Origin of the sequence: Paenibacillus sp. Marseille-Q4541 (genome assembly GCF_018310695.1) — a bacterium.
GTDB lineage: Bacteria > Bacillota > Bacilli > Paenibacillales > Paenibacillaceae > Paenibacillus.
Genome location: NZ_JAGXCY010000001.1, coordinates 96,506 through 123,504 on the forward strand (window position 1 = coordinate 96,506; position 26,999 = coordinate 123,504).

Here is a 26,999-nt window from a genome sequence, read left to right on the forward strand (position 1 = left end):
ATCATACCTCCATCTTCAGTTCCTCAAGCACTTGGCGTACATCCTCTACCCGTACATCCTTTGCAATGGTTACTTCCCCAATCGCAGTTGGAATAATGAAGACCATATGTCCTTCTCTGAATTTCTTGTCATGCATCATGGCAGACAAAATATGTTCGGTATCCAGATGCTTGGGAAGTGAAGTGGGGAGACCAAGCACCGTAAGCATACGTTTCGTATCCTCGTAAAGGGAAGAATCTGCACCTCTCATTACGCCAAGCTTGGCCGATCCGACCATCCCGATTGCGATGGCTTCCCCGTGAAGAAATTCACCGTATCCAGCAATCGCTTCAATGGCATGACCAATGGTATGACCCAGATTAAGAATGGCACGAATCCCGTTCTCTTGCTCGTCCTGTGAAACGATATCCGCCTTAATGGCACAACCTTTTAATAGACCATACCCAAGGGCATCCTTATCGAGTGATAATAACTCCTCAGCATGCTCCTCACACCAATGAGCAAAACTTGCATCCTTTATGAGTCCGTGTTTTACCATTTCAGCAAGTCCCGCTGATACTTCACGATTTGGAAGGGTCATAAGCGTATTGACATCGTAGAGTACAAGCTCAGGCTGGTGAAAAGCTCCAATCATATTTTTAGCAAGCGGATGATTAATTGCAACTTTTCCGCCTACACTGCTGTCATGAGCCAGAATCGTTGTAGGAATTTGCACAAACTTAATTCCTCGCATGTAAGTCGCTGCCACAAACCCAGCCAAATCCCCAACGACCCCTCCGCCTAACGCAAGAACAGCTGAACTACGGTCGAGCTTCGCTTCAATTGCACACGTCATCATCTCTTCATAAACCTTAAGCGATTTAGAAGTTTCGCCGCTTGGTACAACAGCAGATTCTACAGAATAACCTGCTGTCTCAAGCGATGTTATGAGTTTACCCAGATAATGAGGAGCAATTTTCTCATCCGTTATGATAAGAAGCGGGCTTTTCAAGCTAATCCCGTGTTTTTGTACATATTCTCCGGCTTGTTCGAGTAGATCACTGCCAATATAAATCGGGTAGGATCGTTCTCCAAGATCAACCTTTAGTTCCCTAATCATTAGTAACGCTCCAATTGAGCATTGTAGTTGTCGAGGTTGGCACGAATCTCCTCTATAGAATCTCCGCCGAATTTCTCTAAGAATGCTTTTGCTACTTCCCAAGCAACCACGTGCTCCATTACGACACTGGCTGCCGGTACGGCACAAGCATCAGAACGTTCAACCTGAGCTGTAAATGGCTCTTTTGTATCAATATCCACACTTTGCAGCGGTTTGTATAGTGTTGGAATTGGCTTCATTACACCTCTGACTACAATCGGCATCCCATTCGTTACCCCGCCTTCAAATCCGCCAAGGCGGTTCGTAGCACGGTGATATCCTTTATCTTCGGTATGCAAAATCTCGTCATGAACCTGTGAGCCGGGAATAGTTCCCGCTTCAAAACCGATACCAATTTCCACACCTTTAAATGCATTAATTGACATTACACCTTGTGCAATTCGTCCATCAAGCTTACGGTCATATTGAACATAGCTTCCGAGTCCAACCGGAACACCTTCAACAACGCATTCTACGATACCACCGATGGAATCGCCTTCTTGCTTAATTTGATCGATGTATGCTTCCATCTTCTTCTCTGTTTCTGGATCGGTCACACGGACCGAGGAAGCTTCTGTACGAGCACGAAGTTCTTCGATCGGAAGATCTTCGTAAGGAGCTTCAATCTCTCCAATCCGCAGCACTCTGCCTGCAACCTGAATTCCGAACTCCGCAAGTAATTGACGGGCAAGTGCACCAACAGCAACACGCACTGTTGTTTCTCTAGCACTAGAACGTTCCAACACATTGCGAAGATCCTTCAGATTGTATTTCAGACCACCATTTAAATCCGCATGCCCTGGACGCGGACGATGTACCCGACGTTTTTCCTCATCGCTGCCTTCAATTGGCTCGATGTTCATAATATTACGCCAATGTGTCCAGTCTTTATTTTCAACAACGAGCGCCACTGGAGCACCGGTCGTATAACCGTGACGAACTCCGCCGACAAACTCAGCTGTATCCTTCTCAATTTGCATACGACGTCCCCGGCCATATCCTTTCTGACGGCGATGAAGCTGGAAATTCAATTCCTCAAAGTCCACCTTCATATTGCTCGGAAGACCTTCTACGATTGCGGTTAATTGGGGTCCGTGCGTTTCCCCTGCGGTTAAATAACGAAGACTCATAATACGTTCCCCCTTTATACTGTTAAGCTTTAAACTGCTAAAATCCTTAATTCTTTGATCATTATAGTATAGCATGGTATCTTTGACAAGAAATGATCTCAATCATAAAAAAACACGCTGATTCTAATAACGATTCAGCGTGTTTTTTATTTTATTCATTACTTGCTCCCGGTAAGGCTGACCTGCCTAGGCATATTGCTGTTATGAGAATCAGAAATGGGTTTTATCTCCCCTAGGATCCGTTCCATTTGAAACGAATCAAGGCCCAGAATCTGAGCACATTCCAACATGTTGATCAACCCCTGCCGGTAGGCAGTTATAACAACTCGCTTGTCCATTCATAAGCCTCCAGATCTATCCATACTATCTGATTGCTACAGTATGAGACATTCGGCCTGCCTTTTATTCTTCCAATTTTTTACGGTAGAAGAAAGTATCTGCTCCTTCTAGATCATACTGACTGGGAGAGAAAATCTGTTCCGTGCTTCCTACAAATAAAATGCCCCCCGGCCTCAATGCTTTAGCAAATTTTTGATATAGCATATGCTTTGCTTCTTCGGTGAAATAGATCATGACATTTCGGCATACGATCAAATCAAATCCATCTTCAAAAGAGTCGTGCAGTAAATTTTGTTTGCTAAAATGTACTGCATCCCTCAGCTTAGCATCAATCTTGTACTGAAGACCATCCGGTTTGAAATATGTTTTGACAGCTTCTTCTGGAACTTCTCTTAAAGAACGTTCCAAATATGTACCTTGCATGGCTTTAGCCAAAGCCCCTTCATCTATATCCGTTGCCATAATCTTACTTCTTGGAAGTAAACCTGCCATATCAAGAATCATTGCGAGTGTATATGGTTCTTCTCCTGTAGAGCACGCGGCACTCCACACCTTAAGAGGAAGATGATCATATAGATCAGGAAGTAATTTGTGCTGAAGCACTTCCCAGCGGTTTCGATTCCGCCAGAATTCAGACACGTTAATCGTCATTCGATCAAGAAATTCCAAAAATAGCGTCTTATTTTGATTCATTCCTTCAAAAAAAGCGGCAAAAGTATCATACCCATGCTTTGCTCTAAGGGTGGTCAACCGCCGCTTCATTTGCGCTTCTTTATACTGGGCTAGATCAATTCCAGTCGCTGTCTTGATCTTTTGAATAAACAGGAGATAATCATCCAGTTCAGAATCCTTGTCATGCTGTGACATTTGATTTCCTTCCTTCTTACGGAAAGATCACTCTTTTATGTCCAGGCAGCAATCGTTTTGCTGTAAGATACAAGTTCATTCTCGTCAAAGAAATTTGAAAGCTCACGAGCTGCACTTTCCGGAGAATCAGCACCATGAATGAGATTGTGAGGAGTAATCGCTGCGAAATCCCCACGGATTGTTCCAGGAAGTGCCTCTTTCACATTGGTTTTACCGATAACCACTCGCGCAAGAGCAATCACATCTTCCCCTTCCCATACCATGGCAAAGACGGGCCCTGAAGTAATGAAGGACACTAGTTCGTCAAAAAAAGGCTTACCTTCATGCTCCGCATAGTGACGCTTTGCTTGTTCGTCTGTCATTTGCACGAATTTCCCTGCAACCAGTTTGAATCCCTTGTCTTCAAACCGACTTACAATTCGTCCAACTAGTCCACGTTGTACGCCATCTGGTTTCACCATTAAAAAAGTACGTTCCATCGTATTCTCCTCCAGGCTTTGTTATGAATGCGCTGCTTGGTGTAAGCTTTCGACTCTGATCTAACATCTTCCTGCCTGACTAATATGAACGTTTTACGACAAAATGAGCGATATCCCGCAAATTTTTCTTCGTCTTGATATCAGGAAGTCCTTCCAAGGCATCAAGAGCTTTATTCATATATCGGTCAGCAAGCTCCTCTGCTTTAGTCATTCCCGTACTCTCTTTTATCATACCTACCGCTGCACGAACACTTCCTTGATCACAGTGTTCACGAATATGTGAAATTCGCTGCAATAAATCTTCTCTTATATTCTCGTCCTGCAAAGCATAAATAACGGGTAACGTTATATTCCCTTGAAGCATATCACTTCCAGGAGGTTTTCCCAGTTGCTTCTCTGTACCTCTGAGATCAAGCAGGTCATCCTGAATCTGAAAAGCCATTCCTACATTGTAACCGTAGCTGTATAACCGTCTACAAATGTCACTGGAAGCCCCAGCCGCTACTGCTCCGAGCTGACAGCTGATAGCGATGAGCAATGCCGTTTTACGCCGAATGCGAAGCAAGTAATTTCGAATACTCTGATCTGTATTGAAAAAATCTCTGATTTGCTCCATTTCCCCAATGGACATCTGGACCATCGCCTTTGCCATCGTTTGGTGGATGAGCGGATTCGGTAACTCCGTGATCATCAGCATAGCTCGAGCATAAATATAATCTCCCGTGTACATAGCAATTCGGTTGTCCCACTTGGATTTTACCGTCAGTTGTCCCCGTCGCGTCTTCGCATTATCAATGACATCGTCATGAACAAGGGAAGACGAATGAATGAGTTCTAACGGAACAGCGACATGTTTCAGTACCTCAATGTCATAGGTTCCAAATTTACCACCCAGCAAAACAAACACCGGACGGAGTCTTTTACCTCCAGCTTTCAACAGATGCAAAGAGGTTTCATCAAGCAACTTTTGATCTGTTTCAACGCTTTTATACAACTCTTTTTCGATGTACTTCATATCTTTTCTTAGTTCTGTCAAAATATCCAGTAGTTTCATTCCGTCACCCGTATCAGCTTATTCTCATTCCAGAGATCCAACCGGACCTCATGCGCCATGAGACCAAGCTCATGTGCATAACGGAAATACAGTTGCAGTCCCTGCAACTCATTTTCGCCAAAATCGTAACACAAATTCTGAAAATAATCATACCAGTAAGATTTGGTTCCTCCGATTTGCTGCTCTGCTGCTTCAACAACCGGAGTAAGTTCCTCTAAACTTCTTGTTTTGCTTGCTTTAAAAGCATTGGTAATCTCCTGTACGATTTCGCTATTGTCTTCCGCATAATCAGCTGAAACAGCCCACACGGCAAATGTCATGCTCTGATTCGTAAAATGATACCATCTCTCACCAAGATCGTATACATAATAACCATGATCTGTCCAGGATGCCCGTATGGCATGATCCCCAATCAATAAAGCTGCATCCGCTACTTCCATCATGGAAGACAGATCAGGCTCTACCGTTACATATTGCGGATTTATTTCATAGAATTTCATCATCAGTATTTTTAATAAATTTACAGAAGTCGCAGACGTATTGGTCAGAGCAATCGTTCCACCATCAATCTCTTCAATTTTCTTTTTACTAAAAAGTAGAATGGACTTCACTTCACCTCTACTACTTACCGATACATCCGGCAATATTAGCAGACGTTCCGATTCCAATCCATAAGCAAAAGAAGACATGGCACTTAGATCAAGTGTACCTTCATGTATTCTTTTATTCAGTACTGCAGGTACTTCTGTAACTACTTCTACCGGATGTGTAAGTTTCTCTGAATCAAAATAATGAAATACTGGCCATGCATTGGTATAACTGATCTTACCGAGAACGGTCGCCTCGCTGCTTTTACTCATGTTGTTTCCCCCCATCTTGTAAACAGCTCATGCTCAATATGAAGAGTATCCAATACTTTTCCTACAAGGAAATTAATCAAATCGTCCATTGTTTTTGGATGGTAATAAAATGCTGGCATCGCTGGAATCATCTTGACTCCAAGCCGCGACAGCTTCAGCATATTCTCCAGATGTATCGCATGAAGAGGTGTTTCCCTTGGAACAAGAACAAGCGAACGTCCCTCTTTCAGCATGACATCCGCAGCTCGCGCCATCAGATTATCCGAAGCCCCATGAGCAATAGCGGATAAAGTTCCCATGGAACAAGGCATAATGATCATCCCATCCATCAAAAAAGATCCGCTTGCAATCGAAGCTCCGATGTCACTCACCGGATGATAAATAAGAGAACCGGGACGGCTCCCGAACTTCTCGTTCAAAATCCCTTCCCGGTCCGTAACGTTCCAGCCTAGTTCTTCTTTTATAACACGCCAGCCTGCATTTGAAACGACAAGGTGTACCTCATATTCCTGATCAAGTAAAGTTTCAATCAGTCGGATCCCATAGATACTTCCGCTTGCCCCTGTAACACCGACGGCGAGTCTTTTAAACCGGTTTGTTGTCAATTTAAAACACCACCACATCAATCAAAGTAGAGACGAATATCACTAGGCTAACTACACTGTTCAGTGTGAAGAAAGCGGTTTGTAAACGACTAAGATCACTAGGTGTAACAATGTAATGCTCATAGAAGAGCAGCGCACAGGATATCACGATGCCGATTAAGTAGATCCAGCTTAAACCGGTCATAAAGAATAAAGCGATAAATCCAATAGCGGTAATGAGATGAAATACTTTTGCGATGATCAATGCACCAGCGACACCAAATCGGGAAGGAATGGAGAACACGCCTTCTTCTTTGTCAAATTCAATGTCCTGACATGCGTATATGATATCAAATCCAGCAGTCCAAAAAGCGGCTGCTACATACAGTACGAGACTACTCAGCGTAACTTCACCTGTTACTGCCACCCACCCACCAAGCGGTGCAAGTGCAATCGTAAATCCTAATACAACGTGGCAAAGCCATGTAAAACGTTTCGTATAAGAATAAATAACGAGCATAAATACGGCAATTGGGAGTAGTTTTACAGATAACGGATTGAGCTGTGATGCTGCCCAAAATAAAAGAATAAAGGAAATAATAATGAAAATTACAACTTCACTTATTTTGAGAAGACCCGCTGGTATCGCACGCCCAGCCGTTCGCGGATTTTTACCATCGATAACCCGGTCAATGATCCGATTGAGTCCAAAAGCAGCACTACGAGCACCGATCATTGCAAGTAGCACCCAACCAATCTGGGCCCAGCTAGGTAAATGACCATTCACTTCTGCCGATCCGAGCACTGCACCCATAAAAGCAAAAGGTAACGCAAACAGGGTGTGCTCAATTTTAATCATTTCTAAAAATATACCGATCTTTTTAAACATGCTGACTCTCCTTGGTCCCGATATGTAGTGCTGCAATTCCGCCAGTCAACGCGAAGGATTTGACGTTCTGTAAGCCGGTCTCTTTAAAGATTTGTTCGAGTTCCGCTCTTCCAGGAAACATCGCAAGGGAGTCAGGTAACCATTTGTACTGTTCGTAACGTTTTGCTAACAGCTTGGCAATAAAAGGAAGCATATTTTGAAAATAAAAATAATATAACCCTTTAAACGGCTGCCAGGTAGGTTTGGAAAGCTCCAGACAGACGACCATTCCTCCTGGTTTTACTACACGTTGCATTTCAAGTAACACTTGTTTTAAGTCCGGCACATTGCGAAGTCCGAAGCCAATTGTCACATAATCAAAACTATTATCTTCATAAGGCAGACTCATTGCATTACCCTGAACAAGCGTAATTTGTTGATTACGTCCCATTTTCTCGACTTTTTTCTGACCTACTTCCAGCATATTACTGCTGAAATCAAGCCCCGTGATGTGCCCCGTTTCACTTGCATCTGCAAGCGCCAGCGTCCAGTCACATGTACCGCAGCAAACATCCAGTGCCGTTTGTCCAGGCTGTACATTCATCTTCCTCATCGTAAATTTACGCCAAGCTTTGTGACGTCTAAAGCTAAGCGTGTCATTCATCACATCGTATTTACCAGCAATACTCTGAAAAACCGAATGGACATACTGCTCCTTCGGCTTGTCCCCCCCATGCTGCATGTACAAATACCACCTTTATTCACTTTTCATACAACTCTATCTTGTGCACTATGCCCTATATGTTAAATAGGGTTCCAACATGTTCTTTACTTCGTCACGAAGTAACTGGTCCTCAGTTTGAGTTTCAAGCAGGCGTTGAACAGATGGAACAGACTGACTTAGCTTGTCCATCAGTACATCTACTGTTTTATGTTTGCTTGTCAGCTCATTCCACTGGTCCTGTTGTAAATTCCCTTTCGTCAGGGAAGAGCGTACATCCGTATTTTCGTTCTCATAAATGTGCAAATAAGCGAACCGTGCTCTGGAGCTTTCGACGTCTTTGGTAACCTCAATCTCTTCAACAAGCGTATCCAGAAGACTAAACAACGTCAAAAGCTGATCATACAGTTCTACTTGATCTTTCGAGATCATGCCATTAAAAGAAAGAAACAGCTGCTTCTTCAGCTGTACCGATTCATGTACATATTCTTCGCAGGAAACAAGTTGCTTCTTCATTCGGTCATAAAGACTCATCTTCCGCTCGTTTAAACGGCATATCCCTTCACTTAAGGAAGCGATAACAGCGATTTGTCCTGCCTGAGCAAGCAGTTGATAAAAACGCGAACTAAAAAAATCGCCTCCGAGCACTTTCAGCTGACGAGAACGCATGTCCTGCTCTCCGAGATCTTCTTCCTGAACATCAATCATTTCATGCGTATCCAGTCCCATTTGTACAAGTGCAGTAACTAAGGAAAAGAGTTCGCTGTCCTCAGCAGAATGCCCCTGACCCTGGTTCAAAAAAGTGTAAAGCAATCGTACACGGCTGTTAGGAAACAAAGGCAATTCAGTATGCCGCTGAATCATATCGTAATCCGTATACTTTTTTGCAAGATGTGGTACGCGGTATGAAATCATTCTAAATCCTCCGAGCATTCATTCAAAAGTGTCCAATCATAAGCATCACAATCTTATCTATTATAGCATATGTTTCTAGTGCCCGCACAGGCATCATTAACCCTTTTCAGGAGAAATGAATTGCTCTCGCCATAGATTTGTTTCCGTCATATGAAACCTTTGGATCAGTTCCTCCGGCAGTTCGGCATTCTTCCATTCTTTTAACTTCTTCAGCGCTTCAGAACTCCATTCCGAGCGTCTAATATCAGCTGACAGCAGTAAATGCCTAGACCCAATCCACTCATCCTCAGCAAGAAAACGAAGCATAAGCTGATTTACGTTACTCGTTCGATCCATTGAAAAAGAGGCAATACTGGCCATATCTATATAAATATCAGAAGGTACAATGGAGCTTCCCGTCACTTTCAGATCAAGAGTTAAGACGTTCTTGCTCCATTTCACTTTACTTATAGGTGTATTCAAAGAAAGTTCATGTAGGACATCTACCAGATTTGTATCCGTCAGTGTAACTCGATCCCCTGGAGAGAACACTTCTTTAGATTGCTCAGGATATTCTGAACCTTGTAATGTCACAAATGTTGATAATAGAACCGCTGCACCAATTGAGATGGATAGGACAAAGGGAATTATTCTTTTCTTTTTCAATGGATAGACCTCCCGTCCTTCCTAGTGTGAACCTCAAACAGAAGGTCCATACCTCATTGTACAACGAAAAAAAACAGGCTATGCCTGCTTTTTCAAATCTATCAGATGGTTTTCTACCATCTTTCGTTATTTCTATTGATCTGATTCAATGTTGCCGTGTTTCGTCATGACTTCGGCTTTACCGCGAATCTTGATTGCAGATGTATGATCTGTAAATTGGGCGATGAGAACCTCACCCTTGTCAAGCTTCTCTGTATGATGGAATCTGGTATCGTGTCCCCGTGTCAAACCAATGACATGAACACCATTTTCTTTTGCCTTGATTACGATATAATCACCGCTGTTAACCGGACCTTCCATGCTCTTTCCCCCCTTCCTTATAAAAAGAAAAAAGCCGTGAACGAATTCACGGTCTTTTCGATTACATAAGAGTATGTAGAAATCTTATTTGATTCCGTCTTTGAGCGCTTTACCTGGTTTAAAAGCAGGAATTTTGCTCGCTGGAATTTCGATTTCCTCACCTGTTTGCGGATTACGTCCTTTACGTGCAGAACGCTCGCGTACTTCAAAGTTACCAAAACCAACGAGTTGTACTTTGTCTCCATTTTGCAATGCTTCAGAAATTGCTTCAAATACGGCATCAACCGCTTTTGTCACATCTTTCTTAGCGAGTTCAGTAGATTCAGCTACTTGTGCGATCAGATCAGATTTATTCAAGTGTATTCACCTCCTGATTTATTATCCTAAGTGTTATACTTTGTTCCCGTTTTACCACAAAATATACATATAGTGACCTATTCCCAGTGAAAATGTTCATAGGGTATTACTTCTTCCGCAAGACACGATTTCATCTCTACTACTTTTTGAGAATCTATTTTCTTGAGCGGAACAAGGTTTATAGTAATACAGTCAGAACACAATTTCAAGTGGAATCAGCTCTATTTGACCAAAATTGATAAAAAGTCATGCTTAATAATGTTTAATATGGAACTCTTTTACTTATTTTTCTAGACCTTAAGACACACCAAATAACCGAAAGGGGATACCCTTACGGTTATTTTGGAGGTGAATCTATAGGCCAGATCATGAATTACAATATTATTGCTATGAGTCCGCCAGAACCTTCGTTAATAATACGGCCAAGGGTTTCTTGCAGTTTATATCTGGCATTATCCGGCATCATAGCAATCTTTCCTTGAATTCCTTCCCTAACAATGGAGTGTAGGGAACGACCAAACATATCTGAATCCCATACCTTGATCGGGTCGTTTTCAAAGTCCTGCATGAGATATCGGACGAGTTCTTCGCTCTGTTTCTCTGTACCTATAATCGGCGCAAATTCTGACTCTACATCTACACGGATCATATGAATAGATGGGGCTGTCGCTTTCAGTCTTACGCCAAATCTTGTACCTTGACGAATAAGTTCAGGCTCATCAAGGGCCATTTCTGCGAGGGAAGGAGCCGCGATTCCGTACCCTGTTGTTTTCACCATTTCAAGCGCTTCTGCAAAACGATCGTATTCTTTTTTGGCGTGTGAAAATTCTTGCATGAGCTGTAAGAGATGATCTTTCCCTCTGATTTCAATTCCAACCACTTCGTACAAAATTTGATCATATAGCTCATCTGGTGCATAGAGGTCAATTTCAGCAACACCTTGCCCCATATTCATTCCACTGAGTCCTGCTCGGTCAATAAATTCATATTCCATGAACTGAGATACGACATGATCTACATCTCTCAGTCTGCGAATATCTTTTACTGTGTCACGTACGGAATTTTCATAGCTTGCACGGAGCCAATGGTTTTCATTAAGCACCATAACCCAGCTTGGTAAATTCACATTAACCTCATGAACCGGGAACTCATACAATACTTCACGAAGTACGCCAGTAACATCTTCTTCTGTCATCGTTGCAGCACTAACCGTCATTACAGGAATATCATATTTCTCAGCGAGTTCGGCTCGAAGCTGCAATGCTTCTTCTCCTTTTGGCTTCGTGGAGTTGATGATGAGAACAAATGGTTTTCCTACTTCTTTTAGTTCAGCAATGACTCTCTCTTCCGATTCTACATAAGATTCGCGAGCAATCTCCGCAATCGTACCGTCTGTAGTTACCACGACTCCGAGTGTAGAATGCTCCTGAATAACTTTACGAGTACCAATCTCTGCAGCTTCTTGGAAAGGAATCGGCTCTTCAAACCATGGTGTAGAAATCATTCGAGGGCCATTTTCATCTTCATATCCTTTAGCACCCTCTACCGCATAACCAACACAATCTACAAGGCGAACATTGACATCCAGGCCATCAGCTACTTTAATCTGCACCGCATTGTTAGGAACAAATTTAGGCTCTGTTGTCATGATCGTTTTGCCTGCAGCACTTTGCGGCAGCTCATCGACTGCTCGAATTCTGTCTGAATCACTTGTAATGTTAGGTAAAACAATAGTTTCCATAAAGCGTTTGATGAATGTTGATTTTCCTGTGCGAACTGCACCGACCACCCCGAGATAAATGTCTCCACCGGTTCGCTCGGCAATGTCTTTGAAAATGTCTACTTTTTCCAAATGAAATCCCCTCCTAAACATACTCCGAAGGAAAAATGCTAAAGAGCATCCGCTTCGTTTTCAATCAGAAGACGTTAATCCCTGCAACGGTAGAGCAGTTATAACGATTGCCCGGAAGTCGTCCGCCGCCGACAAATCACATTCTGATGAAAGAAAGATGAGCGGCGTAACTCGTACATGCTTTTGGACTAGTATCATAGTATGTACATGACTGGCGCAGTATGACGTCTTTTATAAAATTTTTAGGCCGGACTCATCTTAGAGCACCATCATACACAGAAAATCCGTCACCTTCGCAGTCCATCCACACTAAATATATGAATGCTAGCTATCAAATATGACGAAAGGATATCTAATATACAAAAAAACCGCCCCTTTAAGAAGGGACGGTGATTCTATAGCGTTATTAGGGCAACGATAAAACAGCCACCGGCTGAGCATCATGCCAAGTATACGGTAGAGATTTTACAGGTACAAAATGGGACGCTTCCGTCAAGTACACTCTCAGATCTTCTGCTGCCTGTGGCTTGATTTCTTTCCTTTCCATGAGCTGCATAATGTCAAAAGCATAGTCTGCATAAACCTTTCCCTCACTATCTATGATGTAAGGAATCGTTTCACCGGAATACACACTTGCCAGATCATCCACCCTGTTACCAGAACTTTGAATGGCATCTGTATCCACTAAATGAATGTCCGGATAGATTTCTTCTTTCATTGGCCATGTTCCATGAGAGGCGTGATAGGAATCAACCAGACGCTGGACTTGAGTCACTTTTTGAACCGTAACTAGGTCCATCACTTTGACAATTGGATCCACATCTTCATTTTGGACAAGAAAGTATGCGCTTCCGCCTCTCTCAAAAGCAGTCTTCGGTATATCGTCCAAATAGCCTCCATCTTCAAGTTTGCTCAGATCGATTCGAAATTTTTCATAGATCGGGACATCCTCTCCTGCAGTAACGATTGGCAGAATTCCTTGAGATTCCTGAAAAGCATCTAGAGCATTCTGGATTCGGGAGATACTCCCATCATAATTCGTAACAGCGGCCTCCTTCGTTTCTCCTCCACCAGAATACATGCATCCAGTCAGTAATAACATCAGAACAGTGAAACCAGCATAATGGAAAATACGCCGTTTACATTCGGTCTTCAGTGCTTGCATCATAGAAAAAGCCCATCCTTTATTAGAGTTTCGCTTTTTTTGCAAAGCTTCTACCATAGATTATCTTCTTCTGCTTGTCTTTCCAGCTGCTTCCGAATAGCGGCTTTCAGCTTGTCCTCCGGAACTTGCACGGTAACCGATCCCTGTACAGTCGCCTGACACGCTAGACGTGTGCCTTGGTCCACCCATGCTCCCAGCTTGTTTCGTTCTGCTCTGCCTGGTTTGCTCAAATGACAGCCTTCTCCGCCTGGAACTTCGACTTTACACATCATGCAACCAGCCTTACCTCCACACCTTGTAGGAATAGAAATGCCAGCTAGACGACTTGCCTGAAGCAGGGTTACTCCCGCTTTTACTTCAATCTGTTTGCCACTTGGCAAAAATGTTACCTTCATACTTTTTTGACACCTGCCTCTATAGTTCATCTAGCTGTCTGCGGATCCATTACTGTATCCTTGCAATAGTTTACAATTTTCTATCTAGGACGGTCTCCAGTTGCGCTACATGGTCATAAGACCAGACATTGCGGCTAATGAGTCTCCTTAATAGGGGGGCATGCATATCTATATCCTCATTCATTTTCCTAGCTATCGGAACATATCGATCTGCCCGTTTACGGAGTACGTTAAACAGCAGTTCATGACTCAGAGGCGTTATGCTGATGGAATGACTGGATCCCGGCAATTTGTAAATGCCAGCATGAGGAACGAGAAACGCCGTATCTGTACGATAAAGCGAGCCAGCCGCACATATTTCAAAACCTCCGGACAACTCCACAGATGCCTGCTCTATCTCATAATGGCTAAGTAAAGACGTATAGGTGCCGCTCCGATCAAGTCGCTGTTTATCCACTGAATATACTATAGCCTGATTATGTAAATGTTTGGCCACCTCAAAGTCAGCATAAATATCAATATCGTTCGGTGGTTCTGTCAGTTCCACACCCTGCAACAACAGGCTACAACTTCCTCCTAACAGCCACTTATATTGTTCTGGATCCCACACCTTGCCTAAGGCGTTTAAAGCTGTATCAAGCACTATATCATAACTCCAATCATAAGATGAATTCGAACTCTTCCTCTAAAATTACATAATGGACACGAGACCGCTGAGCAGTCCCACGAGCATAATTACGAAAGCAAGGAAAGATAAAACTCCTTTTATTATACCCTTAGTCTTAGCACGTGCAAAAGTAATCAAGAAAACAGACAGTCCCATTATAAGAATGGCGATAATTGAAAGCCACATCTTGTCCATTGCGTCCATAGTTCATCCTCCACCACACCTGCGATTCCAGGAAATATTGTTATTGTTTAGCCTTTCAGCTACGAATTATTATAGCATGAAAGATTCCCCAATCCTTCCTATAAAAAGAAAAAAAGAACAAAGAGTTTAGGCTAACGCCCATCTTTGTTCTTCATTACAAGAAAAAGGAATACACCTCTTTCTCTTTCCAACCAAAATGTATCTTATTTCTTTTTCATCATCATTTTCATGATTGATTCCATATTGCTCGGATTCATTCCGCTTTTCTTGATTGCATTCACGATTTCTTGAATTGTTTCTTCACTGACAGGTATTTTCGCCATTGCAGAGACTTGCTTGATCAATGTTCTAAGCTGAGCCTCATTTTGCAATGTAGAAGGTTTCACCGTGCTGGCAAGTTTTTTCACTGCGCCTTCAGTGATGTTCTTCCCTGTCTTTTTGTTAATTGCATCTAGTGCATCCTTAGAGATGTGGTCTGCCATTTATTCCCCTCCTCAAGACAAAAACTCAACATATCTTATGAGCTGTCTTATAGAAGGGTGATGGATACAAGCAAAATGAGGAAAGAGCCCAGCAGCCTATGTATGCCATTGCTCCCAAGTTTCGAGTTTCATAACTTCCATCTCTGTCTTGGGATCACGGCCCATAAGAGCCTCTACAGCTGTACGGCTGTCTTTACCTGTGAAAAGCACCTTATATAACTGATCTGCAATGGGCATTTGTACATTGTACTTTTGTGATATTGCATGAGCTGCTTCCGTAGTACGGATTCCTTCAACTACCATTCCCATAGAATCAAGGACCTCTTGTAGTGGTTTTCCTTGCCCTAGAGCGTAACCAGCGCGCCAATTACGACTATGCTTACTTGTTGCTGTCACGACTAAGTCCCCTACTCCTGCCAGTCCAGAGAAAGTCAGTGGGTTGGCACCCATCTCTACCCCTATTCTAGCAATTTCAGCGAGACCTCGAGTAATAATTGCTGCTTTCGCATTATCCCCAAAGCCAAGACCGTCTGACATCCCCGCACCAAGGGCGATTATATTCTTAAACGCACCTGCCAGCTCGACACCGATCTGATCCCGATTGGTATATACCCGAAAGTTAACATTCATGAACAAATCTCTTGCCAGGTTCGCAAGTTCATCATTTAATGAAGCCACCACGGTTGTCGTCGGTTTTTTCTTAACAACCTCTTCAGCATGACTTGGTCCGGAAAGTACGACAATATCCCCTTCAGGACAGCCTAGTTCCTCCGAAATCACAACGGACATACGTTTCAAACTCGAGGTTTCAAATCCTTTGGTTGCATGTACAATAAGTGTTCCCTGTTTGTAAAAAGGTTGTAACTGCTGTACAACTGTACGCATCGCAGACGAAGGAGCGACGATAATAATCGCTTTACTATCTTCAACTGCTGTTTTCATATCACTTGTTGCCGTAATCCGTTCGGATAAAGTAATGCCGGGTAAATACCGAGCGTTAGTGTGCTGATCATTAATCTCGGCAGCTTGCTCGGTACTTCGGGTCCACATGTACACATCAAGGCCATTGTCTGCAAGAACACTTGCGAGCGCAGTTCCCCAGCTTCCAGCTACCAGTAACGTTACTTTGTTAGACAACCCGGTTTCCCCCCTTCGTTGAACGAGATCCTAGTTTATTTTCTTCTCCATGTATCAGTTTTACGATGTTCGTCCGATGTCTCCAGAAAGCAAGGATACAGATGATGAGACTGGACCAAAATAACGACCAAGGGTACAGAAGAATAAATAAGAACACAGGTGTTAAGAACACAAAAATTAAAGAGCCAAGTGAAACGTATCTTGTCATCACAATACATAAAATCGCTATGATACCAGCATATAAAGCCGGCAAGAAACAAAGAGTTACGAGCACACCAATAGCAGTCGCAATCCCTTTCCCTCCACGAAAACGGAAAAACACCGGCCAGTTATGGCCTACAATAGCCGCAACACCGCACAAAGCCGGGACCCATTCCGAATCTCCAGCAAGCCACTTGCCAATCCATATCGCAGCGACCCCTTTTGCGACGTCTAGTACAAGCACAAGAATAGCCGGGCCTTTTCCAAGAACCCGTAGCGTATTCGTTGCGCCTGCATTACCGCTGCCATGATCCCGTATATCAATGCCTTTTGTCAGCTTACCAAACAAAAAACTAAAGCTTACAGAACCCAGAAGATAGCTGATGATTATAGCCGTGATAGCGAAAATCACATTGTTTCTCCCCTAACTTTCGTCGGACTTGCGCCGAGTAAATATACGAATAGGCGTACCTTCAAAGTTGAAAGCAGCACGTATTTTATTCTCAAGGTAACGTTCATACGAGAAATGCATTAGTTCCGGATCATTTACGAACACAACGATCGTTGGAGGTTTAACTGCAACTTGGGTCACATAATTTATACGCAAGCGTCTTCCTTTATCTGTAGGCGGTGGATTAATTGCCACAGCATCAGAGACAACATCGTTAAGTAAATGGGTCTGAACACGCATTACATGTTGCTGAGATACATGCTGCACTACAGGAAGTAATTTTTGTAAACGCTGTTTTGTTTTGGCAGATAAGAATACGATAGGAGCGTAGGTCATGAACAAAAAGTGATCTCGAATATTTCTTTCGAATTCACGCATCGTTTTGTCATCTTTATCTACAACATCCCATTTGTTTACGACAAACAAAGAAGCTTTTCCTGCCTCATAGGCATAGCCAGCAATATGCTTGTCCTGATCGATAATTCCCTCTTCACCATTAATAACAATCAGTACAACATCTGCACGTTCAATGGCACGCATCGCACGCATAACACTGTACTTCTCTGTTGTCTCATACACCTTACCGCGTTTTCTCATCCCTGCTGTATCGATGAGCACATAACGCTGTCCGTCTTTTTCGAACGGAGTATCGATTGCATCCCTTGTAGTTCCAGCAATATCACTTACAATGACTCGTTCTTCACCAAGAATAGCATTTACAAGTGATGATTTTCCTACGTTCGGACGTCCAATGAGCGCAACTCGGATGACATCTTCATCATACCCATCATCCTCTAGTTCAGGGAGATTACTCGCAATCGCATCTAGCAAGTCGCCAATTCCTGTACCATGGCTTCCGGAAATCCCAATTGGATCACCAAATCCAAAGGAATAAAATTCATAAATCAGGTCGCTCCGACCCATATTATCTACTTTATTAACTGCAACGATGATCGGTTTACCCGATCGATACAGAATTTGTGCTACTTCTTCGTCAGATTGTGTAACACCTGTCTTGGCATCACACATAAATACGATGACATCTGCTTCTTCAATAGCGAGCTCTGCCTGCATACGGATGGATTTGAGAATGACATCTTCACCATCAATTTCGATTCCTCCCGTATCAATAACACTGAAAGGTTTACCGTTCCACTCCGCCACACCATACAAACGGTCACGCGTAATTCCCGGTTTATCTTCCACAATGGCCAACCGGTCGCCGATGATCCGGTTAAAAATTGTTGATTTCCCTACATTCGGACGTCCGACTATAGCCACAACGGGTCTTGCCATAAAATACACTCCTCCTGTCACTTCTTACGCTTCATCATAGCAAAAAAAAGATAATTAAGCTAATGCTTTCCTTATCCAAAAAAGGGGTTCTAACAACAATCGGCGAACCCCGAAGGGTCCGCCAATCGTGATTAGCAACCTGTTTGTTGCCATTATGAAGGTAAGCTTAACGCGACTTCATTATTTGAATTTGCTTAATTTATCACCAAAGCGCTCGCCAAGTGTAATGCTAAGACCTTCATTACTCATGGAAACATTCGGATTGTCGATCACTTCACGTGGTGCATGTGATTTTTTGGATTTCTCAGAACGAGGCGCTGCATCAGCAGGAGCTTCTTCTGTTTCTTTGATGCTCAGGCTAGCACGTTGCTCAGCAGAGTTAAGTTCCAAAATTTTCACTTGAACTTCTTGACCCTCTTTGAGTACTTCGTGTGGAGTGCCGATGTGTTTATGAGAAATTTGGGAAATGTGAACCAAACCTTCTACACCCGGAGCGATCTCAACGAAAGCACCAAATTGTACCAGACGTTTTACTACACCTGTTACGATATCGCCTGTGTTAAACTGCTCAGTTGCAGTTTCCCAAGGACCTGGTTGAGCTGCTTTAATACTGAGGCTGATTTTTCCTTTTTCAGGATCAACTTTCAATACTTTAACATTCACTTTGTCGCCTTCGGAAAGAACGTCAGATGGTTTATCCACATGGCTCCAAGCAATCTCAGATACGTGAACAAGGCCGTCTACGCCGCCTACATCAACGAATGCACCAAATTGAGTCAAACGTTGAACAGTACCTTCAAGTTGTTGTCCTTCAGCAAGCTCAGCGATCACTTTTTGTTTGTTAACTTCATGCTCTGCATCCAGAACATCTTTCTGGGACAGGATTACTTTGTTTGCTTCACGGTCCAATTCTTTTACTTTAACGCGAAGAGTTTTACCTTTGTAATCGCTGAAGTCTTCTACAAAATGACGCTCAACCATAGAAGCTGGAATGAATCCGCGTACGCCAACGTCAGCTACTACGCCGCCTTTAACGACATCAGAAACAGTGACTTCAAATACTTCACCAGACTCATGGTATTTCACGAGTTGTTCCCATGCATTTTCGCTGTCGATTGCACGTTTGGAAAGAACCAGTCTTTCTTTTTCGTCATCGATGCTAACTACTTTACATTCTACTTCTTGGCCAACTTCTACTGCTTCGCTAATGTTATCCACTTGTACAGAGGAAAGTTCGCGAACTGGAATTACACCGTCATATTTATATCCAATGCTTACATAAGCTTGGTTATCTTCCAATTTGACAATGGTTCCTTTTACAGTATCGCCTTTTTTTAATGATACGAATGAATCCAATTCATCTTGGGTTGCTGCTTCTGTTACTTCTTGATTTTTAGTCTCTTCCGACATATTCAATACCCTCCTCAATTCAAAAACCCCATTTATTTAAACCTGCCGTTAGCAGAGTTCAAAACATAACTTGGTAATGCTTAGCTTACCATAAAATAATAAGTATCATTCATTGCCTCTATGGCTTAGATGGTACTCCGGTTTTTGCCATTTCTTCAATTTTGGACATAATTTTCTCCGTCGCCCGTTCAAGTGATTCACCTGAAGGGTCGTCTCTGAATTCATCCAAATTGACAGGTGCACCATATACAATTTTCATTTTTCTGAAAGGTTTGTATTCACCAATAACAGCGGCTGGTACAACAGCGGCACCACTGCGCAGTGCAAAACTCGCAGCTCCCTTTTTACCAATACCCCCATCATTATTACGGCTACCTTGCGGAAAGATCCCAAGGACTTCTCCACCCCGAAGGATGTTAAGTGCAGTCTTGATTGAATCCTTGCTGACACCGCCCCGTTTCACCGGGAAAGCCCCAAGTCCTTTAAGGATGGGTCCAAGCACAGGAATTTCAAACAATTCGCTCTTTGCCATAAATCTGATCTTACGATGAATTTTGATCCCAAGTGTTGGCGGGTCGAAGTTACTAATGTGATTGCAACACATTACCACGCCACCTTCACGGGGAATGTTTTCTCTTCCAACGGCCTCCAAACGAAATATAACAGTATAAATTACGTTTAACAAAAACCGACCGATCGAATAAATCATAAACCTACATCTCCCCTGACATCCATACAGCGCGTTACAATGTGTTCAACAACCTCATCAATACTCATTGACGTGGTATCTAGAACGATGGCATCTTCTGCTTGACGTAGCGGCGAAACTTCGCGTTCCTGATCCAGCTTGTCCCGAGCCGCAATATCTCTCTCGAGCTGCTCAAGTGTCAAATCTTCCGTCTTCTCCAGTTCCTTGAACCGGCGAAGTGCACGTTCCCTAACGCTTGCGGTCATAAAAATTTTCACTTCTGCATCTGGTAAAACCGTCGTTCCGATGTCCCTGCCATCCATAACAACCCCTTTGCGAAGAGCCATTTCTCTTTGCATTTCAACAAGGTGACTTCGCAACTCTTCAATTTGCGAATACATGGATACGATTCCAGTAACTTCTCTTGAACGGATCGGTCCTGATACATCTTCCCCATTAAGGAATACCTTCTGTCCGCTTTCATCCGGAATCAATTCGATCTCCAGATTTTTAATATGCGTAAGTACGGTATCTACCTCTTCAGGTTCAATCTCATGGCGAAGCATATAATAGGTTACAGCACGATACATAGCACCTGTATCCACGTACACATAAGACAGCTTGCTCGCCACGCGTCTAGCAACGGTACTTTTCCCAGCTCCTGCTGGACCGTCAATAGCCACATTCATTTTCCCGTTCTCTGCTGCATTCTGGCTTGTCAACGGGGCATTCCTCCTCAAACTTAAGCCTCAAGAAAAAAGCAGGCATTGCCTGCGACGTGAAAATTATACCACACAACAAGCACTGATGCAAAAAGGGTCACTCTTTATCAACCCTATTCGGAGTACTGAAAGCAGCTGGTAATGGAGTTCCCTCAAGCCGAATAACTGCTGACAAAAGAGGGGCTGTGTACCTATTGTGAAGCAAGATTTGAAATACGAGAAGTAACAATAACAAACAGAACAGTAGCTTCTTAAAAAAGCTTTCTACCTGATTGCTGAACTGCTTAAACAAGGCTTCGTATTTCTGGGTTGCCTGATCATGTTGCTTCATCATTCATCGTCTCCTGCGTACAATTTTGTAAATTGTGCCCAGAGAAACCTATAATCATTCAACAATATAATCCCTAATTTCTATTTTTTATCTTCCTCTAAAATCAAGCTGGCGTTCAAAACAATATTTAATTATTTTCTGGCGTTCCATGTCTGTTATTTGCGTAAATTCTACCATTGCTTTCTTTCGTCCACTTTCTAGTGTAATGCTTCTAACAACGACTCCTTCAAAAGGAACATGCTCCATCTCACCGTTCTTGTAGTGAATCAGCAGCCAGCAAGACAGAACTTGTCCTTCCTGTACTGCATGCTTGACATCCCCTAGAAAAGAGACCCCGCCTCCACCTACGTTCTCTGTATACGTTACAAACCTCGTAAAATCATGCTGAAACTTAACAGCAAGCTCCAGCTTTGCTTGAACGCGTAAAAAATTACGTCGCTGGACTTGAAAAATTTCTTCTAGAGAGGGCCTACGTATCTTCACCATTCTTATTACATCTTCTTTAAAACCAGTCACATATGTATTAAAAAAATGTTTTACTCCACCTTCAGTTATAAAATAGATGGACAATTCATCCCCCATATGGAGTTTTTTTAGGTGTCCGCTTCCCTCATGAATCGGCACTTCCATATAGATATCATTTTCCTCTGTTTCTGCTATTCTAGATCGATACTCAAAATGTGCTTCTTTCTCACCCTCTGATGGCAACTGTATGAACAACACATCATTTACTTTCGGATACAAACTATATTCACTCCCTGTATATAATCGCGCAGCATTTTAAGCTAGCAGGAATATTATACCATGTGATTATGAAAATACGTTCAGAAAAATGCAAAAAACTCCTCCCAAAAGGGAGAAGCTTTTTTTTACATTTTTGACCCTTCTGTTGGAGCGGGAATCTCTTCCACTGCTTCTTCCACACCGGTATCTGTATTAATGTAAATTCGGTACATCGTATTGTTAATTTTACCGCCAAATTGATAGCATAGTACTTCTTCACTGAATTCATTCTTAATTAACGCTTTGCGAGTAAAGGCTACTTCAAAATCAGGATTTAGTTTCGCTCTCGCATCTTTCAGTTTGATTTTCGGTTCTGCAAATTCACGATCGTCCTTATGCTCATTAAGGAACTCAGATGCTTGGATCCCGATCACTTCTCCGTTATCGAGGCCAACGCGAACGGTAATTTTTTCAGGATAGACCAGCACATCATCATGTTCTCTTACATACGTGATGTTACCAAGATTATCATATGCGTTATAGGCAACAGCTTTCATCTCGCGATATCCTTTTTTCTCAAGGAAACGATCCGCTTTTGATATTGCCGTATCACGGTCTACCTGCTTTGCTCCTACTTCTCTTTCGTCGTTATACGAAATCAACAAGCCGCCACTGGCTGTAAAATCCATACTAATTTTGTGACCATCTTGTGCTGTAACGATTGCAGTGTAAGATCTGTAATCTGTTCCTTTTCCATTCTCAATTACTTGGATATTCGGATTGTTTAGATCAGCGAATTTTTGCGCTTTGCGCTTAATATCTTCACTGGTCACGGGTACCCCGTCCAGCTTACGGATTGTACGTTTCTCATATAGACTAGAAACGGAAGGGCTCCATTCCAATGGTGGATATTTACCTACTTTTTCATCCACTGCTCTAAAGCCATCGACAATCGCATTTTGTTTTTGTTTTTTCCCTTGAGAAGTCATAGCAACCTCTGCATCTCCCCATTTCAGGTGATCAGAGAGAACTGACAGTTGAACTTTATCCAGATCCTTATTAATCTCAGCTGCGTTTTTGTACAGTGTCTTGAGATTCGCTTTTTCTTGATCTGTTAACGGCTTCTCATGTAAATCTCTCAACGAAGTTTGATACGCAAATTTGGAAATGCGCGATAACAGTTCTTCTGTCTCGTTAAAAGGCAGCATCGACAGAGGGAGTTGGTTAATTTCACCTTGTGCTTGACTGGTTAGCATCCACACATTCATCAGACCTTTTTTGTGCATACCATCGGATGCACTGCTTACAGCTAGAGTATTTCCTAGCTCCGAGTGAATACGGTCCATATGGTATGACAGGTCATGAAATGAGCGTTGATATTGATTTTCTGACTTCATTGCAACAGTATTGCGCTGTTGATATTGTTGATATCCCCATATCAATGATCCAATAAGCAGAACCGACACAATTGGGAATAACACCGAGCTTATACGTTTATACATCTTGAATTGCTCCTTTCTTCAGGTACGATGACCTTATTGTGACAAGAAGAAAGGAAGGTTATGCATGAATAATCGCAAAATTAGAGGACCTCTTCCTCAATATCAAACATGTCCCTATTATCGCAGACACATTGCTTGAATCCAGTTTCGATTCTCCCCCGTTCTTTTTTACCGCGTAAGACGAACCTTTCGCCGCACTGCTTGCAGCGAATTCTCACCTTGACTCTCATGAATTCAAACCTCATTTCCTGGTTGATTTTGGCAATAAAAATAAAAAAAACACTTGCTCCTAAAAGACAGTGAAATACTGTCAACTAGAAACAAGTGTATCCAAATCAATTACAGGTTAACCTCTTCCTCACGTTTCACAAAACGAAAAGGAGAGCGATTGTTAGCCCGGTATACTTTGCCCATCCCGCCGTACCAGAGAACGAGCATTACAGGAACAATAAACCAATACCAACCCTGATGAATACCAAGAATGAGATCGTACAGTCCGTGCCAGAAAATCGGAAGCACAATCGACATGATAAGGAACTTACGTTGTATGCCTTTCCTGTCGCTAAACTTGGCCCTGCCCATATAATATCCCATAATAACACCAAACATCGCATGACCCGAAACGGGAAGGAGTGCTCTAAAAAGCATAAAACTCAAAGAAGCATTTCCAGCCCACGCATATAACAGATTCTCCACAGTAGCAAAACCAAGTGAAATGGCTACAGCATACAAAATTCCGTCATAAGGCTCATCAAACTCAGCGTGATTGTAAATAACGAAAAATAAAACAAGCCATTTCAGTACTTCTTCAACACCAGCAGAAACAACTGCAGCGTGTAAAAAAGGATGATCTCCGAAATCTCCGAACCAAAGTGTAAGTCCCCTCTGAAGGAACATAATCGGAAATACGATAAGAAGTCCGAAGAAAAACATTCGAATTACCATATGGAGAGGCTCGGCGTCGTAACGGTCTTTGAGATAAAAGTAGGTAAGCAGGGCGAGACCCGGCGCAATTGCCGCCGTTAAGACCGAAAACAAAAGCACCGAACATCCCTCCAAGATAATGGTTTCACATACTTACTAATTAAAAATTATGAATCATGACGTTTAAAATGCTCACAAATTGTTCCAACTGCATTCTCTTCCATAACTAACTTACCGTACTCTCCGAGAACAGCAGTTGTAACAGAGCTTCCCTCGCCAAATTCAGCAAGAAGTGCAATGAGCGCTCCGTGCTGTTCTGTATCTACTTCATCTGGTTCAAGATGTAAGAACCATTTGTTCTGATAATGATACAGGCGGCCGGCTTCAGTCACCTTCGCTTTTAGCATGTGAGCAGCTTCAATCAACACTTCAAAATCCTTAAATGCATACATCACAGAATCACTCTGCTCTAGTGTTACTTCCATTTCGTATATTTCATCTGCTATATCATCTTCATGTGTTGACCCATATCGTTCACGATCATATTTGCCTCTTGTGACAATAACGACCATTCCTTGAGCAGGCAACGCGAAGACCTCAACGGCCAAAGGGCCGGTAGCATCAAATCCAAGTTCGCTATATGCCTGGTCCATCATTTCTGTAAACAGTTCATGAACCTTGGGTTCTTCCTGCCACATATCTTCTTTCTGGATGCCACGCTCGCTTAAATCATCAAAAGTCAGGAAAATCCGTATCTTGTCATTGCTTAAGCGTTCTATTTTCATACAGGATCTCCCCTTTATAAGCATGTGTTATAAACAGATTATGTTGTATTCTGTGAGTATGTGCTCAAAATGGATTATGTAAGTATGTTATCATTTTATACCCACAATTGCACGTAATAAAAACGACAAAAAAGAATCATTCACAGACCAAAAAAGGATCTGTAAATGATTCTGTCTTCAAATCCCTATTTCTTTACAGACCAGGAATTGCCGTATGGGATTCCTTCAATACTTTCTCGACTTCTTTTTTTACGTCCGGGTTAGAACGAATAAAAGATTTGAGCAGGTCCATGTTTTCGGCTTTTTGTTCAGGTGTTATCACTTTATTCGCTGCAGATTTGTTATCTGAGCCAGAATCCTTAGTTGTCTCGTCTGTCAGGACTTTACTCAGCATGCTATCCATTCCAGGGAAGGTTATGTCCATCACCTTATCTTTGGCTTCATGCAAGTATTTTCGAGCTTGTTTTGCCGAAGGCATGTTTCCCTTTTTGGAGAGAACAGAGCAAGCTACAGCGCCGATAGTTAAGCCCATTAAAAACGAAGAAGTTCTCATTGATAAACCTCCTTGTATGATGTATGCATTCCTTATTGTTCACGTAAATAAGAGAAGTCATGCGTGAATCATACAGAAAGTTTTTAACTGAATAATTATATCCTCATCGAGAACAACTCATAATTATGGAATCATCGTATCCAAGGAAGGTGCGCCAATGATCCCCCAATACACAAGGAATCCAGTTAGAAGTATGAATAAAAATATAAGGGAATTGATAAACCATTTACTTAATCGTAATCTTCTAGACGGAAAAAGGTCAGCCCTTGTAGGAAGCGTCTCTGCTTCTTGAATGCGATCATTTCCTTGCTGTTTTGGCTTAGATTCCGATTGGAGCTTACGCTGCATTCTGGACAATTCAGGAACAGGCTGCTGCTTGTTCTGAGATTTACTGTTAGTTGATGTGCTTTGAACTGAATGGATCTTTGCTTTACTCTCGTCCACCATATTTTTATGTGATTTGGGTTTTGTATCCTTATCTTCTTTACGACGACGGTGACCATAAGTTTCTGCTCTACTTAGTTGCTGGTTCATTTTTCCCTCCGAAAACGAATTGCGAGTCCGGATATTAGATCAATTACAAAGTGGCACAATATAGGGGCCCATAATGTTCCGGATTGCTCATAAATATATCCTAGGCCGTAACTGGATACGAAAACCCAGCCTGTTGGAAGCCAGTGATTCAAATATCTAAAGTGAATAAGGGCAAAAATAATACTTGTCCAATAAGGGCCAAAAGAATGCTGAATGGCACCTCTAAAAAGAAGTTCTTCGCAAATGGATACTACAGCGGCAATACACACGATATGCCATATGGGCCGTTTACGAAATAACATATGATTAATACCACCATCATCCATGCTATTCTCTGGCATAACAGCGGATAGTAGAAAGTCTGCTACGAGCATAAGAGCTGCTAGTCCCAGACCATACATAACGAACTCCCAACCTTGCAGCAAGCTGAGCAGTTCGAGCGGATTTCTTTTTTGAAAAAGAATCCAGATGATACCTATTATTAAGGTTAACGCTTGTGTCAGGTACAGGTTTATAAGAAGAAGGCGATCCGTCAGTTGATGAGGCTCAATTTTCTGCAACTTCAATTTCTTCCATCGTTGTTTTTTCATTCTCGCCTATTCTTACTCCTATCTGTAATGTTGTCTATATCTTTGTTGTAAATTAAGGGAATATATAAAT

Annotated in this window: 33 protein-coding genes; all 33 read right to left on the reverse strand. The window is 42.4% G+C overall.

Annotated elements, in window-relative coordinates; genetic code table 11:
• Position 1: 1 nt before the first annotated feature.
• The 33 genes from aroB to KFT32_RS00615 all read right to left on the reverse strand — a co-directional run bounded on the left by aroB (position 2) and on the right by KFT32_RS00615 (position 26,929).
• Entirely contained in the window at positions 2-1,096 is a 1,095-nt protein-coding gene (gene aroB / locus KFT32_RS00455; RefSeq protein WP_211745559.1) for a 3-dehydroquinate synthase, read from the reverse strand.
• A 2-nt stretch (positions 1,097-1,098) separates the two neighbouring features.
• Complete coding sequence (gene aroC, locus KFT32_RS00460) at positions 1,099-2,268, reverse strand: chorismate synthase (protein WP_211745013.1); 1,170 nt, start codon at positions 2,266-2,268, stop codon at positions 1,099-1,101.
• Positions 2,269-2,670: 402 nt separating this feature from the next.
• Complete coding sequence (locus tag KFT32_RS00465; protein WP_283246395.1) at positions 2,671-3,474, reverse strand: CheR family methyltransferase; 804 nt, start codon at positions 3,472-3,474, stop codon at positions 2,671-2,673.
• A gap of 35 nt (positions 3,475-3,509) precedes the next feature.
• Positions 3,510-3,953: a nucleoside-diphosphate kinase gene (gene ndk, locus KFT32_RS00470; protein WP_211745014.1), complete on the reverse strand. Its 444-nt coding sequence runs from the start codon at positions 3,951-3,953 to the stop codon at positions 3,510-3,512.
• 79 nt (positions 3,954-4,032) lie between these two features.
• On the reverse strand, positions 4,033-5,007 hold the full coding sequence (locus KFT32_RS00475) for a polyprenyl synthetase family protein (RefSeq protein ID WP_211745015.1): 975 nt from the start codon (positions 5,005-5,007) through the stop codon (positions 4,033-4,035).
• On the reverse strand, positions 5,004-5,867 hold the full coding sequence (locus tag KFT32_RS00480) for a menaquinone biosynthetic enzyme MqnA/MqnD family protein (RefSeq protein WP_211745016.1): 864 nt from the start codon (positions 5,865-5,867) through the stop codon (positions 5,004-5,006). Before KFT32_RS00480 ends, KFT32_RS00475 begins: the two co-directional genes overlap by 4 nt.
• The gene (locus tag KFT32_RS00485; RefSeq protein ID WP_481856279.1) at positions 5,864-6,472 is read right to left on the reverse strand and encodes a UbiX family flavin prenyltransferase; all 609 of its coding nucleotides are present in this window, start codon (positions 6,470-6,472) and stop codon (positions 5,864-5,866) included. The genes KFT32_RS00480 and KFT32_RS00485 overlap by 4 nt, the downstream gene beginning before the upstream one ends.
• Before the next feature lies 1 nt (position 6,473).
• A complete protein-coding gene (locus tag KFT32_RS00490) occupies positions 6,474-7,340 on the reverse strand; it encodes a UbiA-like polyprenyltransferase (protein ID WP_211745017.1) in 867 nt (288 codons plus the stop codon).
• Positions 7,333-8,061, reverse strand: a complete 729-nt coding sequence (locus KFT32_RS00495) for a demethylmenaquinone methyltransferase (protein ID WP_211745018.1) — start codon at positions 8,059-8,061, stop codon at positions 7,333-7,335. The genes KFT32_RS00490 and KFT32_RS00495 overlap by 8 nt, the downstream gene beginning before the upstream one ends.
• Positions 8,062-8,109: 48 nt before the next feature.
• Entirely contained in the window at positions 8,110-8,955 is an 846-nt protein-coding gene (locus tag KFT32_RS00500) for a heptaprenyl diphosphate synthase component 1 (RefSeq protein WP_211745020.1), read from the reverse strand.
• A 96-nt stretch (positions 8,956-9,051) separates the two neighbouring features.
• Positions 9,052-9,600: a hypothetical protein gene (locus KFT32_RS00505; RefSeq protein WP_211745022.1), complete on the reverse strand. Its 549-nt coding sequence runs from the start codon at positions 9,598-9,600 to the stop codon at positions 9,052-9,054.
• Between the two features lie 132 nt (positions 9,601-9,732).
• Complete coding sequence (gene mtrB, locus KFT32_RS00510; RefSeq protein WP_211745024.1) at positions 9,733-9,960, reverse strand: trp RNA-binding attenuation protein MtrB; 228 nt, start codon at positions 9,958-9,960, stop codon at positions 9,733-9,735.
• An 84-nt stretch (positions 9,961-10,044) separates the two neighbouring features.
• The gene (locus KFT32_RS00515) at positions 10,045-10,317 is read right to left on the reverse strand and encodes an HU family DNA-binding protein (protein WP_211745027.1); all 273 of its coding nucleotides are present in this window, start codon (positions 10,315-10,317) and stop codon (positions 10,045-10,047) included.
• A gap of 373 nt (positions 10,318-10,690) precedes the next feature.
• Complete coding sequence (gene spoIVA / locus KFT32_RS00520) at positions 10,691-12,169, reverse strand: stage IV sporulation protein A (protein ID WP_211745029.1); 1,479 nt, start codon at positions 12,167-12,169, stop codon at positions 10,691-10,693.
• Between the two features lie 406 nt (positions 12,170-12,575).
• Complete coding sequence (locus tag KFT32_RS00525) at positions 12,576-13,337, reverse strand: hypothetical protein (RefSeq protein WP_211745031.1); 762 nt, start codon at positions 13,335-13,337, stop codon at positions 12,576-12,578.
• Between the two features lie 47 nt (positions 13,338-13,384).
• A complete protein-coding gene (locus KFT32_RS00530) occupies positions 13,385-13,729 on the reverse strand; it encodes a 2Fe-2S iron-sulfur cluster-binding protein (RefSeq protein WP_249344804.1) in 345 nt (114 codons plus the stop codon).
• A gap of 70 nt (positions 13,730-13,799) precedes the next feature.
• The gene (locus KFT32_RS00535; protein WP_211745035.1) at positions 13,800-14,372 is read right to left on the reverse strand and encodes a hypothetical protein; all 573 of its coding nucleotides are present in this window, start codon (positions 14,370-14,372) and stop codon (positions 13,800-13,802) included.
• A gap of 48 nt (positions 14,373-14,420) precedes the next feature.
• Positions 14,421-14,600, reverse strand: coding sequence for a DUF2768 family protein (locus KFT32_RS00540; protein WP_211745036.1), 180 nt, complete (start codon positions 14,598-14,600; stop codon positions 14,421-14,423).
• A gap of 203 nt (positions 14,601-14,803) precedes the next feature.
• A complete protein-coding gene (locus KFT32_RS00545) occupies positions 14,804-15,082 on the reverse strand; it encodes a stage VI sporulation protein F (RefSeq protein ID WP_211745039.1) in 279 nt (92 codons plus the stop codon).
• Between the two features lie 96 nt (positions 15,083-15,178).
• Positions 15,179-16,219 (reverse strand): NAD(P)H-dependent glycerol-3-phosphate dehydrogenase, encoded by a 1,041-nt coding sequence (locus KFT32_RS00550; protein WP_211745041.1) that lies wholly within the window; start codon positions 16,217-16,219, stop codon positions 15,179-15,181.
• Positions 16,212-16,832: a glycerol-3-phosphate 1-O-acyltransferase PlsY gene (gene plsY / locus KFT32_RS00555; RefSeq protein WP_211745043.1), complete on the reverse strand. Its 621-nt coding sequence runs from the start codon at positions 16,830-16,832 to the stop codon at positions 16,212-16,214. Before plsY ends, KFT32_RS00550 begins: the two co-directional genes overlap by 8 nt.
• 12 nt (positions 16,833-16,844) lie before the next feature.
• Positions 16,845-18,167 (reverse strand): ribosome biogenesis GTPase Der, encoded by a 1,323-nt coding sequence (gene der / locus KFT32_RS00560; RefSeq protein WP_211745046.1) that lies wholly within the window; start codon positions 18,165-18,167, stop codon positions 16,845-16,847.
• Between the two features lie 180 nt (positions 18,168-18,347).
• Entirely contained in the window at positions 18,348-19,577 is a 1,230-nt protein-coding gene (gene rpsA / locus KFT32_RS00565; protein WP_211745048.1) for a 30S ribosomal protein S1, read from the reverse strand.
• A gap of 118 nt (positions 19,578-19,695) precedes the next feature.
• Complete coding sequence (locus tag KFT32_RS00570; protein WP_211745050.1) at positions 19,696-20,286, reverse strand: lysophospholipid acyltransferase family protein; 591 nt, start codon at positions 20,284-20,286, stop codon at positions 19,696-19,698.
• Positions 20,283-20,987, reverse strand: a complete 705-nt coding sequence (cmk, locus tag KFT32_RS00575; RefSeq protein WP_211745053.1) for a (d)CMP kinase — start codon at positions 20,985-20,987, stop codon at positions 20,283-20,285. The genes KFT32_RS00570 and cmk overlap by 4 nt, the downstream gene beginning before the upstream one ends.
• Before the next feature lie 97 nt (positions 20,988-21,084).
• Positions 21,085-21,321, reverse strand: coding sequence for a DUF5359 family protein (locus tag KFT32_RS00580; protein WP_211745055.1), 237 nt, complete (start codon positions 21,319-21,321; stop codon positions 21,085-21,087).
• Positions 21,322-21,405: 84 nt separating this feature from the next.
• Positions 21,406-22,062, reverse strand: a complete 657-nt coding sequence (locus KFT32_RS00585) for a flagellar brake protein (protein WP_211745056.1) — start codon at positions 22,060-22,062, stop codon at positions 21,406-21,408.
• A gap of 125 nt (positions 22,063-22,187) precedes the next feature.
• Complete coding sequence (gene ypeB, locus KFT32_RS00590; RefSeq protein ID WP_211745058.1) at positions 22,188-23,543, reverse strand: germination protein YpeB; 1,356 nt, start codon at positions 23,541-23,543, stop codon at positions 22,188-22,190.
• A gap of 339 nt (positions 23,544-23,882) precedes the next feature.
• Positions 23,883-24,587, reverse strand: a complete 705-nt coding sequence (gene prsW / locus KFT32_RS00595) for a glutamic-type intramembrane protease PrsW (protein WP_211745060.1) — start codon at positions 24,585-24,587, stop codon at positions 23,883-23,885.
• Between the two features lie 47 nt (positions 24,588-24,634).
• Positions 24,635-25,252 (reverse strand): genetic competence negative regulator, encoded by a 618-nt coding sequence (locus KFT32_RS00600; RefSeq protein ID WP_211745061.1) that lies wholly within the window; start codon positions 25,250-25,252, stop codon positions 24,635-24,637.
• A gap of 193 nt (positions 25,253-25,445) precedes the next feature.
• Complete coding sequence (locus KFT32_RS00605; RefSeq protein WP_211745062.1) at positions 25,446-25,805, reverse strand: hypothetical protein; 360 nt, start codon at positions 25,803-25,805, stop codon at positions 25,446-25,448.
• 123 nt (positions 25,806-25,928) lie between these two features.
• Positions 25,929-26,339, reverse strand: a complete 411-nt coding sequence (locus KFT32_RS00610; protein WP_211745063.1) for a hypothetical protein — start codon at positions 26,337-26,339, stop codon at positions 25,929-25,931.
• On the reverse strand, positions 26,336-26,929 hold the full coding sequence (locus KFT32_RS00615) for a CPBP family intramembrane glutamic endopeptidase (protein WP_211745064.1): 594 nt from the start codon (positions 26,927-26,929) through the stop codon (positions 26,336-26,338). The genes KFT32_RS00610 and KFT32_RS00615 overlap by 4 nt, the downstream gene beginning before the upstream one ends.
• Positions 26,930-26,999: the final 70 nt, after the last annotated feature.